Raw genomic sequence first — 14,863 nt, forward strand, 5'->3', positions numbered from 1 at the left:
AATTGCCGCAATCTCAATAGATAGCCTTCTGTATTTCCGCCTGTCAGGCGGCAACAAACGAGTAGCATAACGATGAGTCTGAACCTGGTAAGTGAACAACTACTGTCGGCAAATGGCCTGAATCATCAGGATCTGTTTGCCATTCTTGGTCAACTGACCGAGCGCCGCCTCGATTACGGCGATCTCTATTTTCAGTCGAGCTATCACGAATCCTGGGTTCTGGAAGACAGCATCATTAAAGATGGGTCGTACAACATTGACCAGGGCGTAGGCGTGCGCGCCGTTAGCGGCGAAAAAACGGGTTTTGCCTACGCGGACCAGATCAGCAAGCTGGCGCTGGAGCAGAGCGCTCAGGCGGCGCGGACCATTGTGCGCGAGACCGGCAATGGCAAAGTACAAACCCTCGGCGCCGTAGAGCATAGTGCCCTCTACACCAGCATCGACCCGCTGCAGAGCATGAGCCGGGAAGAGAAGCTGGATATTCTGCGTCGGGTGGACAATGTCGCCCGGGCGGCGGACAAGCGTGTGCAGGAGGTTTCAGCCAGCCTGAGCGGGGTGTATGAGCTGATTCTGGTGGCCGCCACCGACGGCACCCTGGCGGCCGACGTTCGTCCGCTGGTTCGTCTTTCCGTTAGCGTACTGGTGGAAGAAGATGGCAAGCGCGAACGCGGCAGCAGCGGCGGCGGCGGACGTTTTGGCTATGACTATTTCCTCGCCTCCCAGGATGGCGAAGTACGGGCCGATGCCTGGGCGAAAGAAGCGGTACGCATGGCGCTGGTTAACCTCTCGGCGGTCGCCGCGCCAGCGGGGATGCTGCCGGTGGTACTTGGCGCTGGCTGGCCTGGCGTCCTGCTGCATGAAGCGGTTGGCCATGGTCTGGAAGGTGATTTCAACCGTCGCGGCACCTCGGTCTTTAGCGGCCATATGGGAGAGTTGGTGGCCTCTGAGCTGTGCACCGTGGTGGATGACGGTACCATCGTCGATCGTCGTGGTTCGGTGGCCATCGATGACGAAGGCACGCCGGGGCAATACAACGTGCTGATCGAAAACGGCATCCTGAAAGGCTATATGCAGGATAAGCTCAATGCGCGCCTGATGGACGTCGCGCCGACCGGCAATGGCCGCCGCGAGTCGTATGCCCATCTGCCGATGCCACGTATGACCAACACTTATATGCTGGCGGGCCAGTCGACGCCGCAGGAGATTATTGAGTCAGTTGACTATGGGATCTTCGCACCTAACTTTGGCGGCGGGCAGGTGGATATCACCTCCGGTAAGTTCGTTTTCTCCACCTCTGAGGCCTATCTGATTGAAAAAGGGAAGGTCACGAAGGCGGTGAAAGGGGCCACGCTGATAGGCTCCGGCATTGAGACTATGCAGCAGATTTCGATGGTGGGCAACGACCTGCGCCTGGATAACGGCGTCGGCGTCTGCGGTAAAGAGGGCCAGAGCGTACCGGTGGGCGTAGGCCAGCCGACCCTGAAGGTCGATAACCTTACCGTCGGCGGCACCGCCTGATCCTTACCGGGTTCCCGGCGCCGCCGGGAACCCCTTCACCGGGCGATCCCGCGTCCGTGCATTCCCTGATAAATCTTTGCCACGTCGACAAAATACTCCGTCAGATAGTTGATGCAGACCTGCACTTTCAGCGGCAGTTTATCCTTTTCCGTATACAGGGCGTAGACCGGACGCGGATCGGACTGATAGCTGGGCAGCAGGATCTCCAGTTCACCTCGGTTGATCTCCTCGATCGCCCACATCAGCGGTACGTAAGCGATGCCCACCCCGGCCGTCAGCCAGCGCACCAGGGTCATGGGATCGTTGGTCACAAAGCGACCCTGCGGGGTCACCCGGGTTGAGATCCCTTCCGGGGCAATAATTTCAAATTCGTTGTCCGGTCGCACGCTATATTCCAGCCATGCATGGCTGGCCAGATCGGCCGGTTTTTCCGGATGGCCAGCCTGTGTCAGATAGCTTTTTGCGGCACATAACACCATCGGCATTGAGCCCAGGCGGCGGGAAAAGAGGCTGGAATCCTGCAGCGCGCCAACGCGGATAACGACGTCAAGGCCATCGGCGATCAGGTCCGGCGCGGGTATCCCGGTGACCAGATTTACGGAGAGTCCAGGGTATTCTTTCAGCATCTCCGCGGTTATGCGAGCCAGGACATTTTGTGCCATAGTTGAAGAGCAGCCGATGCGCAGCGTCCCGATTGGCGTGTTGTTAAATGCGTATAATTGCTCATGGACATCCTGCGCTTCAAAGAGCATCCTACGGCAGCCCTGGTAATAGATTTTACCGGCTTCTGTTAAGCCAAGGCTGCGGGTGCTGCGGTTAAGCAGCTTCACCTGCAGTTCATCCTCCAGTTTTGCGACTGTCTGGCTGATCGAGGAAACGCTCATCTGAAGCTGGCGGGCCGCCGCGGTGAATGAACCTAATTCGACCACTTTGGCGAAGACGGACATGCGTTTTAGTCGTTCCATTATTCACTCTGGCTTAAAAGTGATTTAGATCACACATTATAGATAATGCTGCAATTGTTACGTTAATATATTGTTAGCTACATAATAAACGCATCTCGCTCACTACCTGTACGCTTCTTATTCAAGGTCATCATGAGTCTGTTTCCTGTCATCGTGATTTTCGGCTTATCGTTTCCGCCGATCTTCTTCGAGTTGCTATTGTCGCTGGCCATCTTCTGGCTGGTGCACCGATTGCTGGTTCCGACCGGCATATACGATTTTGTCTGGCACCCTGCACTGTTTAATACGGCGCTTTATTGCTGCCTTTTTTATTTGATATCGCGCTTGTTCGTTTGAGGTTGATGTGAAAACACTAACAAGAAATATCCTCCGTACCGCTATTACCGTGATACTGGTCATTCTGGCCTTCGTGGCGATTTTCCGCGCCTGGGTCTATTACACCGCCTCGCCGTGGACGCGAGATGCGCGCTTTAGTGCTGATATTGTGGCCATTGCACCGGATGTCTCCGGGCTGATTTCCCAGGTAAACGTCAAGGATAACCAACTGGTTAAGAAAGACCAGGTATTGTTCGTTATTGACCAACCTCGTTACCAAAAAGCGCTGGATCAGGCAGAAGCCGATGTCGCCTACTACCAAACGTTAGCCCAGGAGAAACGCGTTGAAGCCGGTCGACGGAATAAGCTCGGCGTACAGGCGATGTCGCGGGAAGAGATAGACCAGGCGAATAACGTGCTGCAAACCGTTGAGCATCAGCTGGCGAAAGCCGTCGCCAGCCGCGATCTGGCCAGGCTGGATCTGGAGCGCACGGTGATCCGCGCCCCGGCGGATGGCTGGGTGACCAACCTGAATGTCTATAACGGAGAATTTATCACTCGCGGCTCCACGGCGGTGGCGCTGGTGAAAGAGAATACCTTTTACGTCATGGCCTATCTGGAAGAAACCAAGCTGGAAGGCGTCCGCCCGGGCTACCGTGCAGAGATTACCCCGCTTGGCAGCAGCAAAACCATGAAAGGCACAGTGGACAGTATCGCCGCAGGGGTGACCAACGCCAGCAGCAGCAGCGACTCGAAAGGGATGGCCTCGGTCGATTCTAACCTTGAATGGGTGCGTCTGGCGCAGCGTGTGCCGGTGCGTATTCGCCTCGACCACCAGCAGGGAAACCTGTGGCCGTCAGGCACTACCGCGACGGTCGTCATCACCGGTAAAGAAGACCGCGACACCAGCCAGGCCAACTTCTTCCAGAAACTGGCTATGCGCCTGCGCGAATTCGGTTAATCGCTATGGGGACATATACCATTGCTCCCCGGCATCTCCGCTTTGCCATTAAGCTTGCATGTGCGGTGGTGCTGGCGCTGTTTGTCGGTTTCCATTTTCAGCTCGAAACGCCGCGCTGGGCGGTGCTGACGGCGGCGATCGTCGCGGCCGGGCCAGCGTTTGCCGCCGGGGGAGAGCCGTACTCTGGCGCGATTCGCTATCGCGGGATGTTACGTATTGCCGGGACCTTTATTGGTTGTATTGCCGCGCTGGTCATTATCATCCTGATGATCCGCGCCCCTCTGCTAATGATGCTGGTTTGCTGCCTGTGGGCCGGGTTTTGTACCTGGATCTCCTCGCTGGTCAAGGTCGAGAACTCCTATGCCTGGGGGCTGGCCGGGTACACCGCGCTGATTATCATCATTACCATCCACACTAACCCGATGCTGGCGCCGCAGTTTGCTGTGGAGCGCTGCAGCGAAATTGTTATCGGTATTGTTAGCGCCATCGTCGCCGACCTGCTGTTCTCTCCGCGATCGATTAAAAAAGAGATCGACCTCGAACTGGATAACCTGCTGATTGCGCAATATAAGCTGATGCAGCTATGCGTTGCGCATGGCGACAAAGAGGAAGTGGATCAGGCCTGGGGAGCACTGGTGCGTCGCACTGCGGCCCTGGAAGGCATGCGCAGTAACCTGATTATGGAATCTTCACGCTGGGCGAAGGCGAATCAGCGTCTGAAAGCCATCAATACCCTTTCGTTAACGCTTATTACCCAGGCTTGCGAAACCTACCTGATCCAGAACTCGCGCCCGGAAATGGTGACGGATGACTATCGCGAACTGTTCGCCGAGCCGGTTGAGACGGTCCAGGATGTCCACCAGCAGTTGAAGCGTATGCGCCGGTTTCTGACCTGGAAAGGCGAGCATAATACGCCCGTCACCATCTATAGCTGGGTGGGTGCCGCTACACGCTATTTATTGCTTAAGCGTGGCGTGGTCGGCAACACCAAGATCAGCCGCATCGAAGATGGCGTATTGCGTGGCGAAACGGTGGTCAAAGTGGAGTCCGCTGAGCGTCATCACGCAATGGTGAACTTCTGGCGCACCTCCGTCTCCTGTATTCTCGGGACGCTGTTCTGGCTGTGGACCGGCTGGACTTCAGGCAGCGGCGCGATGGTGATGATTGCCGTGGTTACTGCGCTGGCTATGCGGCTACCGAATCCCCGAATGGTGGCGATAGACTTCCTTTACGGTACCCTGGCGGCGTTACCGCTGGGCACCTTGTACTTCCTGGTGATCATGCCGGCGACGCAGCAGAGCATGCTGCTGCTCTGCATTAGCCTGGCGGCGATGGCGTTCTTTATCGGGATCGAAGTGCAGAAAAGGCGTCTCGGATCGCTGGGGGCGCTGGCGAGCACCATTAACATTCTGGTGCTGGATAACCCGATGCAGTTCCAGTTCAGTCAGTTCCTCGACAGTGCGCTGGGACAGATTGTCGGCTGTTTCCTCGCCCTGATGGTCATTCTTATCGTCAGGGATAACTCACGGGCCAGAACCGGTCGGGTGCTGTTGAACCAGTTTGTCTCGGCGGCGGTCTCTTCACTGACCACCAACTCGGCGCGTCGCAAAGAGAATCATCTGCCTGCACTCTATCAGCAGCTGTTTTTATTGCTCAATAAATTCCCTGGCGATGTCGCCCGCTTCCGTTTGGCACTGACGTTGATTATCGCCCATCAGCGCCTGCGTGATGCGCCCGTTCCGGTGAATGACGATCTGTCGGCGTTCCATCGACAGCTACGGCGGACCGCAGATCATGTGATTTCCGCTGGCAGCGATGATAAGCGTCGGCGCTATTTCACCCAGCTGCTGGCCGAGCTTGATGTCTATCAGGAGAAGCTGAGAGTCTGGGAGGCCTCGCCGCAGGTGACCGAACCGGTGCGGCGGCTGGTAGAGATGTTGCACAAGTACCAGCATGCGCTGACCAGCAGTTAACCCGTAAACCGGCGCTCAGGCGTCGGTTTTTTTATCGCTATACTTAACGGCGACAGGAATAGAATACGGGAGGGCTGCCATGACCACCTATACGTTTGATTTTGACGAAATCACCGAACAGCAGGATTTCTATCGCGAGTTTTCACGGACCTTCGCGCTGGCTCACGATAAGGTTAATAATCTCGATTCACTGTGGGATGCGGTGACCGGTGGGATGTTGCCGTTGCCGTTGGACATTGAATTTATTCATTTAAATGATAAACAGCGTCGGCGCTTTGGCGCACTGATTTTATTATTTGATGAAGCAGAGGAAGAGCTGGAGGGGGAGTTGCGCTTTAACGCCAGACAGCGATAAAAAGTCGAACCGCTTTTGCCGGGATACATCGTGTCGACGCTCAGGGGAAGGCGCCATTACCCTTTTAATTCTGCGCAATACGTTAACGGTAACTGCGTTTTTATCTAAAAAGCTGATGGATTTGATACAAAAAGCGCGTTATTCACCGCTATTTTTCGGTTATACACTGCCTGAACCATGAACGCATTTTTATTTGATCTGCGTTTTGCAGGTCTTATCCAGGACGCCTACCATGAAAACCCTTCCTTTTATACTGACCAGCGGCCTGATGCTGGGCTCCATCGCGGCAACGGCTTATGCCTCGGAACTCCCCGGTTACGCTGATGGCGCACAGATTATTCGCGTGGATCAAACCCGTGGCCGTATTGATACCTTCAACGGCGTGGTTTACAGCCAGATTAAAAATGCAGTTTCCGTTCGTCAGATGCATATGTCTTTGCTGGTGCCGCGAAACCACGATCTGAAGCCCGCCATTGTTTACTTCCCTGGCGGTGGTTTCACCAGTGCGGCATGGGATAAATTTATCGAAATGCGCATGGCGCTGGCGGAAGCCGGGTTTGTCGTCGCAGCAGCAGAATACCGTACCGTGCCAGACACGTTTCCCGCGCCGGTTGTCGATGGTAAAGCGGCTATCCGCTATCTGCGCGCGCACGCAGCGGAATACGGCATTGATCCTAAACGTATCGGCGTGCTGGGCGATTCTGCAGGTGGCTATATGGCACAAATGATGGCGCTAACTCAGGGAGAGAAGAGCTGGGAACAGGGCGATTTTCTCGACCAGTCCTCTGCGGTTCAGGCTGCAGTGACGCTATACGGCATCTCTAATCTGTTGAATATAGGTGAAGGTTTCCCAGCCGATATTCAGAAAGTGCACGCCTCGCCTGCCGTGACGGAAGCGCTCCTGGTGCATGGCAGCGCATTTCGCAACTGGCCTGGCGCTACGATTGGCAGTGACAGGCAAAAAGCGCTCGACGCCAGCCCGATGGGACATATTGCCCGTAACGAACCACCGATGTTGATTATGCATGGCAGCGCTGACTCTCTGGTGTCACCCGTACAAAGCGCCCAGCTTTATAAGGCGTTAATAGCGAAAGATAATAAGGCAGAGTATGTGCTGATCGACGGTGCTGAACATGGTGATGATAGCTGGTATCAGAAGCCGGTTATCGACCGGGTCGTTAGCTGGTTTAAAGCGACGCTCGGCGCACCGGTACAGACAGCCGACGGGACGAAAGATAAAGATGCCAATCTGTAAATCGCGGCTCCGTTGTGGAAGCGGAACGCATTGTCTGATCAGGTTTTGCGATAAACCAAAAAAAAGCCCCCGGCAGGCGGGGGCAAGTCGTCGAAATAAGACGACGAGGGTTTATTTGTACAGCTCAGCGGTGGCGTGCCAGCTATCGCCGGTACGTGCTTCAATAATACGGTAGCTGCTGGCGCCTTCTTTCTCTGCTTTAGCCGCCAGTTCCTGGCGCATGTCCATTGGCGCACTACCGACCTGGGATACGGAGATGGTGCCCATGGACTGCAGGTTTTGGGCTTGCTCTGCGTTCACTTGCTGAACGGCAGCGCTGGCGCCGAAAGAGATAAGAGAAGCCAGGCCAAGGGATGCGATGATCATTGCGCGTTTCATATTCTTTACTCCAGTCTTTGTTTTGCCGCGGCGGGGCGATGTATGAGGCCCGCCGCGGTAGAGAATTGTTGTCAGGTTAATCGTTGACGTCTAAAACTTATTTATACAGCTCAGCAGTGGCATGCCAGTGGTCGCCAGTGCGTGCTTCAATAATGCGGTAAGAAGAAGCCCCTTCTTCCTGCGCTTTTTTGTTCAGCATTTCATGCATATCCATCGGGGATGATGCTACCGCGCCGACGGAAACCGTGCCGATAGCCTCGCGGCCCTGGGCCTGCTCGCTGTTGATAATATCAGCGGCGAAAGCGCCAAATGACACGACAGAAAGGATGCTGAGAGCAGCTACAGTGGTTTTGATTTTCATGATGTTCACCTCGTCGAATCTTTTTGTTGGGGGTCTTTGTTTCGTGACCCTCATCACAAAAACAAGTATACACTAATCACCAAAAATATTAATACCATGCTAATTGTTTTGCGCGTTAATAGTTACAATGGATTGCGCTTTTTATAACGGATAAGAATTAAAAATGACACTTTAGCGACAGCGATAAGATTTATTTCTAATAAAATCATAAAGGTATACGAATTTGATCTTTTGTGCGTTTTACGATTTTCACGTTAGTAAAAGAACGTATAGAGGCCGTAAATGACACTAAGTGTTAAATAGTTGTTGTGGTACAGGAGGGGAAGAGAGGCAGAAAAAGGGGAGTCGCCCTCTGACGGTAGCCAGAGGGGAATACTCAGAGTTCCTGTTCGAACAGGACCAGGATAGCGTCGTGCAGATCCTTCACCGTAAAACCGCGAGCCGGGGTGGTAAAGATAGTGTCATCGCCGGCGATGCTGCCGAGAATACCTTCCGCCTTGCCCAGCGAATCAAGAAGGCGGGCGATCAGCTGCGCGGCGCCAGGACTGGTGTGAATCACCACTACGGCATCGTTATAGTCGATATCCAGCACCAGATTTTTCAGCGGGCTGGAAGTCGTCGGAACACCAAGCTCGGCAGGCAGGCAATACACCATTTCCATTTTGGCATTACGGGTACGCACCGCGCCAAATTTGGTGAGCATGCGGGAGACCTTCGATTGGTTGATATTCTCGAAGCCTTCCTCCTGCAGCGCCTGGACGATCTCTCCTTGCGAGCTGAATTTTTCTTCTTTAAGCAGCGCTTTAAACGCTTTAACCAGTTCTTCTTGTTTTGCCGAACTTCGCATAAGTCACCCAGATTATGGTGGTAAAAACAACATCATTATGCATAACCATGAATTTTTATGCAAATAATCCGCAGAGGGATAGGTCAATAATGTTATGAAGGGGGCATATTTTAGCAAAAAAACCGTATAAGGAACATGTTCTCATCACAACGCTTAAAGCTATGTAAAAGTAAATGAAATGTTATTTAGTTGGTGTTGTTTTGCGCAACTGGCTGGGTGTATTGTAACCAATAGTCGATCCGGTACTTCGCTTTGCTGGATGGTCAGTCAGAAAGCAGAAAATGCGCAGTTGTTCTATTGCTACGCACAATAATGCATTCTTCAGCCATAATCATTGTAATTGTTCATCTTGTGAATTAAGGTCCAGGCGACGGAATAACGAAAGACTAAATTAACCATAATAAGGAGTTTAGGATGAAAGTTGCAGTCCTTGGCGCCGCCGGTGGTATCGGTCAGGCGCTTGCCCTACTACTTAAGACCCAACTGCCTTCAGGTTCAGAGCTCTCGTTGTACGACATCGCTCCGGTTACACCGGGCGTGGCGGTAGATCTAAGTCATATCCCCACAGATGTAAAAATTAAAGGATTTTCCGGTGAAGATGCTACCCCGGCGCTGGAAGGCGCTGATGTGGTGCTGATCTCCGCGGGCGTAGCACGTAAGCCCGGCATGGATCGTTCCGACCTGTTTAATGTGAATGCGGGTATCGTTAAGAACCTGGTGCAGCAGATTGCCAAAACCTGCCCGCAGGCCTGCATCGGCATTATCACTAACCCGGTGAATACCACCGTGGCCATCGCCGCCGAAGTGCTGAAAAAAGCCGGCGTGTACGATAAAAATAAACTGTTTGGCGTCACCACGCTGGACATTATCCGCTCCAATACCTTTGTTGCTGAACTGAAAGGTAAATCGGCAACCGAGGTGGAAGTCCCGGTCATTGGCGGTCACTCCGGGGTGACTATTCTGCCATTACTCTCGCAGATCCCGGGCGTCAGCTTTAGCGATCAGGAAGTGGCCGATCTCACTAAACGTATTCAGAACGCCGGTACCGAAGTCGTGGAAGCGAAAGCGGGTGGCGGATCGGCAACGTTGTCGATGGGCCAGGCGGCTGCCCGTTTTGGTCTCTCTCTGGTACGTGCGATGCAGGGGGAAAAGGGCGTGGTGGAGTGTGCCTACGTGGAAGGCGACGGCCAATACGCGCGTTTCTTCTCCCAGCCGCTGCTGCTGGGGAAAAATGGTGTGGAAGAACGTCAGTCTATCGGCAAAATTAGCGCCTTTGAACAGCAGGCGCTGGAAGGGATGCTGGACACTCTGAAGAAAGATATTGCCCTCGGCGAAGACTTCGTCAATAAGTAATTTCGCCTTAACAGAAGAGCCGGAACCGCTGTTCCGGCTTTTTATTGCCTCACTTTTCGCCCCAATGCGCCTGCTTCCGGGCAAATCTGCTAAAATCCCCGCGTTTTAAGCCGTCAGTCATGAGGACAGAGTGAAAAAGATTGAAAGAAAACAGACCCGGGACCAGATCGCGCAGATGATTCGCTACCAGATCCTCTCCGGTGCGATGAAGGCTGGGGATGAGCTGACGCAAGAAAGCATCGCGGAACAGCTGGGACTTTCACGTATGCCGGTTAGGGAAGCGCTGCAATCTCTTGAGCAGGAAGGGTTTCTGGTGCGCTTGCCTAACCGGCATATGCAGGTCTCCACATTGGCCGTTGAGGATGTGAGCCATATTTTTCGCGTTATCGCGGTGATGGCCGCCGAACTATTTGCTCTTGTACCGGCGAATCAGGGGGAACTGCTCCGCGGGCGAGCCCAGGAGCTGGCGCGTCCGGGAGAGAACGCCCGCGAACTGGCGTTTCATCAGCTGCTGATTTCCTATCTTGATAACCGCTATCTGGCGAAAGCGTATCAGCAATTTTTGGACGGTTATATTTCTTATGTCATTCTTTATCTGAAAGAGAATGGCCAGGAATCGGCTCTGATACTGAGCGAACTGGCCAGCGCTATTGGCAATAGCGAAGGCGAAAAAATTGCCCAGACAACGCAGCGTTATTTCCTTATGCTTGCGGAAATTATGCGTCAACATATGAAGGATTGGGAAAGTGCAGAAGCCTAAATTAGGGAAAATTAAGCTTCTTTCCGCGAAGGAGCAGGTGGCGGCGGTTTTGCGTAAAGCAATCCTGTCGCGGGATTTAGTGGAAGGGCAGGAGATTACCCTTGAAGGGATTGCCCGACTGGTTGGCGTCTCCAGCATGCCGGTACGCGAAGCGTTTCAGATTTTAGCCGCCGACGGTCTGATTCAAGTGCGGCCGAATAAAGGCGCGGTGGTGCTGGGCATTAATGAGCAGACCATCCGCGAACATTATGAAATTCGCGCCGTACTGGAAAGTGAAGCCGTGGCGAAAGCTTCTCGCCCAGGGACCGATATTTCACGTATCGCCCAGGTTCACTATGCCGCAGAGAAGGCGCTGGCAGACAATAATTCTGCTGAATATTCCGATCTGAACCAGGCTTTCCATATGGAGATCTGGAGCGCGGCGGGAAATGAAAAAATGAAGATGCTGCTCTGCAACATGTGGAACGGCCTGTCGATGGGACATAAGGTCACCGAAGAAGAGTATGCCGTTATCTCCATTCGCGAACATAAAGCCATTTTACAAGCGCTTGAGCAGCATAACGAAGCGCTGGCCCGCCAGCGAATGCATGAACACATTATCCGCTCGATGGAAAATATGCTCACTCGATACCTGCCCGATCCCACCACCTGACGGGGTCCTTCGCCAGCGATAGGCTGGCTTTTCTTACATTTATCTGCGTTATTAGTTACTTTTCGTGACGATCTGCACAGGATCTTGATGCAGATCTCATTGCGCGATCATTCCGCAAAAACGCATTGACTTACTTTTTACATGGGAATAATTTCTCCCCCGTCAATATTGGATACAATATCATATATCATTGATAGGAAGAATTATAAGTATGGAACCGATTACCATCACCCTATGTTTGCTGGTGTTCGCTATCGTCATGTTTGTCTGGGAGAAGGTGCCACTGGCAGTGACTTCCATGGTGGTTTGCGTGGCGTTAGTGCTCACCGGTGTATTGGATCTCAAGCAGGCGTTTGCCGGTTTTATCGACAGCAACGTCATTCTTTTCGTCGCCATGTTTATCGTTGGCGGAGCGTTATTTGAAACCGGGATGGCCAATAAAGTCGGTGGCGTGATCACCCACTTCGCTAAAACGGAGAAGCAATTAATTTTCACCATCATGGTGGTGGTCGGCATCATGTCTGGTTTTCTGTCGAATACCGGTACGGCGGCGGTACTGATCCCGGTCGTTATCGGTGTCGCGGCGAAATCGGGTTTTTCCCGCTCGCGTCTGCTGATGCCGCTGGTGTTTGCTGCCGCGCTGGGCGGTAACCTGTCGCTAATCGGCGCCCCGGGCAACCTGATCGCGCAATCGGCCTTGCAGAATATCGGCAGCGGCTTCGGCTTCTTTGAGTATGCGAAAGTGGGCCTGCCGATGCTGGTCTGCGGCATCCTCTATTTCCTGACTATCGGCTATAAGTTCCTGCCTAATAACCCGAACAGTAGTGAAGTGGGCAGCGTTGGCGAACAGCGGGATTACAGCCACGTTCCGCGCTGGAAGCAGATCCTGTCCCTGGTGGTGCTGATCGCCACGATCCTCGGCATGATTTTCGAAAAACAGACCGGTATTAGTCTGACGGTAGCCGGCTGCATTGGTGCCCTGGTGCTGGTTATCACCGGCGTGTTGACGGAAAAACAGGCTTATAAAGCCATTGATTCACAAACTATTTTTATCTTCGGCGGCACCCTGGCGCTGGCTAAAGCGCTGGAAATGACCGGCGCGGGGAAGCTGGTCGCTGACCAGGTTATCGGTCTGCTGGGTAACAACTCCTCGCCGTTTATGCTGCTGGTGGCGGTCTTTGCCCTCTCTGTAGTGATGACCAACTTTATGTCCAATACCGCCACCGTCGCGCTGCTGGTACCAGTGAGTCTGTCGATTGCCGCCGGTATGGGCGCCGATCCGCGTGCGGTGTTGATGGCGACGGTTATCGGTAGCTCCTGTGCCTATGCGACGCCGATCGGTATGCCTGCCAACATGATGGTGCTGTCGGCCGGGGGCTATAAGTTCGTCGATTACGCCAAATCCGGCATTCCTCTGATTATCGTTTCCACCATTGTCAGCCTGATCCTGCTGCCAATCCTTTTCCCTTTTCATCCGTAATTTACGGACGCTGTTCTGACTAAGGAGCCTTTATGAGCAAAAGCGAACAGATATCCCGCATGACCGACATCATGGCCAGATTTGTGGGATATACCGGCAAAGTATTGCCTGATGACGTCACGGCAAAACTAAAAGAGTTGCATAAGAAAGAGACCAGCCAGCTGGCGGACGTCATCTTTACCACCATGATTGAAAACCAGCGTCTGGCGAAAGAGCTGGATCGTCCCTCCTGCCAGGATACCGGCGTGATCCAGTTTCTGGTGGAGTGTGGGGCAAACTTCCCGCTGATCGGCGAGCTGGAAGCGCTGCTGCGCGAATCGGTAATCAAAGCCACCGTGGATTCGCCGCTGCGTCATAACAGCGTCGAGACCTTTGATGAATACAACACCGGCAAAAACGTCGGCAAAGGGACGCCGACGGTATTCTGGGAGATCGTTCCGGATTCAGACCAGTGCAGCATCTACACCTATATGGCCGGCGGCGGCTGCTCGCTACCGGGTAAAGCGATGGTATTGATGCCGGGCGCGGGTTATGAAGGCGTGACTCGTTTCGTGCTGGATGTGATGACCAGCTATGGCCTGAATGCCTGTCCGCCGCTGCTGGTTGGCGTAGGGGTCGCGACGTCTGTGGAAACGGCGGCGCTGCTGTCGAAGAAAGCGCTGATGCGTCCGATTGGTTCGCACAATGATAACGAACGTGCGGCATCGCTGGAAAAAATGCTCGAAGACGGTATCAACAAAATCGGCCTTGGCCCGCAGGGGATGTCCGGCAATACCTCCGTGATGGGCGTCAATATTGAAAATACCGCGCGCCATCCTTCCACCATTGGCGTGGCGGTGAATGTTGGCTGCTGGTCACACCGTAAAGGACATATCGTTTTCGATAAAGACCTGAATTACACCATTACGTCTCACACAGGAGTGGCATTCTGATGACTAAAAAAATACTCACTACGCCCATTAAAGACGAAGACTTAGCGGATATTAAAGCGGGCGACATTATTTATCTCAATGGCCACATTGTTACCTGCCGTGATGTTGCTCATCGTCGTTTAATTGAAGGTGGCCGTGAATTACCGGTCAATGTCGCGGGTGGCGCGATATTACATGCCGGGCCAATTGTGCGTCCGATTAAAGGTACGGAAGATAAATTCGAAATGGTCTCCGTTGGGCCAACCACCAGTATGCGCATGGAGAAATTTGAAAAAGAATTTATTGCCCAGACCGGTGTGAAATTAATCGTCGGCAAAGGCGGTATGGGCAAAGGGACCGAAGAGGGCTGTATGGAACATAAAGCCTTGCACTGTGTGTTCCCGGCCGGCTGCGCGGTGGTCGCCGCGGTCTGTGTGGAAGAGATTGAAGATGCGCAATGGCGTGATTTAGGCATGCCGGAAACCTTATGGGTTTGCCGCGTCAAAGAGTTCGGGCCGTTAATTGTGTCGATCGATACCCACGGCAATAACCTGTTTGAGCAAAATAAAGTGATCTTTAATCAGCGCAAAGAAATTGTCGCCGATGAAATCTGCAAACATGTGAGCTTCATTAAATAACCCCGATTGACTCTATCGCGCAGTAATGGCAGCGGCAGCTGACGGCTAAACAGAGGCTTCTGACCAGGCGGTCCGGGGAAATCCCCTCTGCTGACGTGGGCTACCGTAAGCCATTATTGCGCTCCTCCCAAAGGCCATTTT

The 14,863-nt window shown here is 53.5% G+C and carries 16 protein-coding genes; 12 read left to right on the plus strand and 4 right to left on the minus strand.

What is annotated here, in order from left to right; translation table 11 throughout:
* Nucleotides 1-72 precede the first annotated feature (72 nt).
* Nucleotides 73-1,518, plus strand: coding sequence for a metalloprotease TldD (gene tldD, locus ACKLKD_RS23075; protein ID WP_025713012.1), 1,446 nt, complete (start codon nt 73-75; stop codon nt 1,516-1,518).
* Between the two features lie 35 nt (nt 1,519-1,553).
* Here the strand turns inward: tldD and aaeR are convergent, their stop codons facing one another.
* Complete coding sequence (gene aaeR, locus ACKLKD_RS23080; RefSeq protein ID WP_025713013.1) at nt 1,554-2,483, minus strand: HTH-type transcriptional activator AaeR; 930 nt, start codon at nt 2,481-2,483, stop codon at nt 1,554-1,556.
* Between the two features lie 132 nt (nt 2,484-2,615).
* Between aaeR and aaeX the strand changes: the two genes are divergently transcribed.
* The 5 genes from aaeX to ACKLKD_RS23105 all read left to right on the plus strand — a co-directional run bounded on the left by aaeX (nt 2,616) and on the right by ACKLKD_RS23105 (nt 7,342).
* Nucleotides 2,616-2,819: a p-hydroxybenzoic acid efflux pump operon protein AaeX gene (gene aaeX, locus ACKLKD_RS23085; RefSeq protein WP_002918640.1), complete on the plus strand. Its 204-nt coding sequence runs from the start codon at nt 2,616-2,618 to the stop codon at nt 2,817-2,819.
* A gap of 7 nt (nt 2,820-2,826) precedes the next feature.
* Complete coding sequence (gene aaeA / locus ACKLKD_RS23090; protein WP_025713014.1) at nt 2,827-3,759, plus strand: p-hydroxybenzoic acid efflux pump subunit AaeA; 933 nt, start codon at nt 2,827-2,829, stop codon at nt 3,757-3,759.
* Between the two features lie 5 nt (nt 3,760-3,764).
* The gene (gene aaeB, locus ACKLKD_RS23095) at nt 3,765-5,732 is read left to right on the plus strand and encodes a p-hydroxybenzoic acid efflux pump subunit AaeB (protein WP_025713015.1); all 1,968 of its coding nucleotides are present in this window, start codon (nt 3,765-3,767) and stop codon (nt 5,730-5,732) included.
* Nucleotides 5,733-5,811: 79 nt separating this feature from the next.
* Nucleotides 5,812-6,087: a barstar family protein gene (locus ACKLKD_RS23100; RefSeq protein WP_025713016.1), complete on the plus strand. Its 276-nt coding sequence runs from the start codon at nt 5,812-5,814 to the stop codon at nt 6,085-6,087.
* A gap of 232 nt (nt 6,088-6,319) precedes the next feature.
* Nucleotides 6,320-7,342 (plus strand): alpha/beta hydrolase, encoded by a 1,023-nt coding sequence (locus tag ACKLKD_RS23105; protein WP_025713017.1) that lies wholly within the window; start codon nt 6,320-6,322, stop codon nt 7,340-7,342.
* Nucleotides 7,343-7,453: 111 nt separating this feature from the next.
* Here the strand turns inward: ACKLKD_RS23105 and yhcN-B are convergent, their stop codons facing one another.
* The 3 genes from yhcN-B to argR form a co-directional block, all read right to left on the minus strand.
* Nucleotides 7,454-7,720, minus strand: a complete 267-nt coding sequence (gene yhcN-B / locus ACKLKD_RS23110; RefSeq protein ID WP_025713018.1) for a DUF1471 family stress response protein YhcN-B — start codon at nt 7,718-7,720, stop codon at nt 7,454-7,456.
* Between the two features lie 97 nt (nt 7,721-7,817).
* Nucleotides 7,818-8,081: a peroxide/acid stress response protein YhcN gene (yhcN, locus tag ACKLKD_RS23115; RefSeq protein ID WP_004889568.1), complete on the minus strand. Its 264-nt coding sequence runs from the start codon at nt 8,079-8,081 to the stop codon at nt 7,818-7,820.
* A 376-nt stretch (nt 8,082-8,457) separates the two neighbouring features.
* Complete coding sequence (gene argR, locus ACKLKD_RS23120) at nt 8,458-8,928, minus strand: transcriptional regulator ArgR (RefSeq protein ID WP_002918625.1); 471 nt, start codon at nt 8,926-8,928, stop codon at nt 8,458-8,460.
* Between the two features lie 414 nt (nt 8,929-9,342).
* Between argR and mdh the strand changes: the two genes are divergently transcribed.
* The 6 genes from mdh to ttdB all read left to right on the plus strand — a co-directional run bounded on the left by mdh (nt 9,343) and on the right by ttdB (nt 14,722).
* Complete coding sequence (gene mdh / locus ACKLKD_RS23125; protein ID WP_080897325.1) at nt 9,343-10,281, plus strand: malate dehydrogenase; 939 nt, start codon at nt 9,343-9,345, stop codon at nt 10,279-10,281.
* A gap of 130 nt (nt 10,282-10,411) precedes the next feature.
* Complete coding sequence (locus ACKLKD_RS23130) at nt 10,412-11,041, plus strand: GntR family transcriptional regulator (RefSeq protein WP_025713020.1); 630 nt, start codon at nt 10,412-10,414, stop codon at nt 11,039-11,041.
* Nucleotides 11,028-11,693: a GntR family transcriptional regulator gene (locus tag ACKLKD_RS23135; RefSeq protein ID WP_025713021.1), complete on the plus strand. Its 666-nt coding sequence runs from the start codon at nt 11,028-11,030 to the stop codon at nt 11,691-11,693. The genes ACKLKD_RS23130 and ACKLKD_RS23135 overlap by 14 nt, the downstream gene beginning before the upstream one ends.
* A gap of 211 nt (nt 11,694-11,904) precedes the next feature.
* The gene (locus ACKLKD_RS23140) at nt 11,905-13,173 is read left to right on the plus strand and encodes an SLC13 family permease (RefSeq protein WP_080897326.1); all 1,269 of its coding nucleotides are present in this window, start codon (nt 11,905-11,907) and stop codon (nt 13,171-13,173) included.
* 32 nt (nt 13,174-13,205) lie between these two features.
* A complete protein-coding gene (gene ttdA / locus ACKLKD_RS23145) occupies nt 13,206-14,105 on the plus strand; it encodes a L(+)-tartrate dehydratase subunit alpha (RefSeq protein ID WP_012540456.1) in 900 nt (299 codons plus the stop codon).
* Nucleotides 14,105-14,722 (plus strand): L(+)-tartrate dehydratase subunit beta, encoded by a 618-nt coding sequence (ttdB, locus tag ACKLKD_RS23150; RefSeq protein ID WP_064317651.1) that lies wholly within the window; start codon nt 14,105-14,107, stop codon nt 14,720-14,722. Before ttdA ends, ttdB begins: the two co-directional genes overlap by 1 nt.
* Nucleotides 14,723-14,863 lie beyond the last annotated feature (141 nt).

The organism is Klebsiella sp. 10982, assembly GCF_048589245.1.
Taxonomy (GTDB): Bacteria; Pseudomonadota; Gammaproteobacteria; order Enterobacterales; family Enterobacteriaceae; genus Klebsiella; species Klebsiella quasivariicola.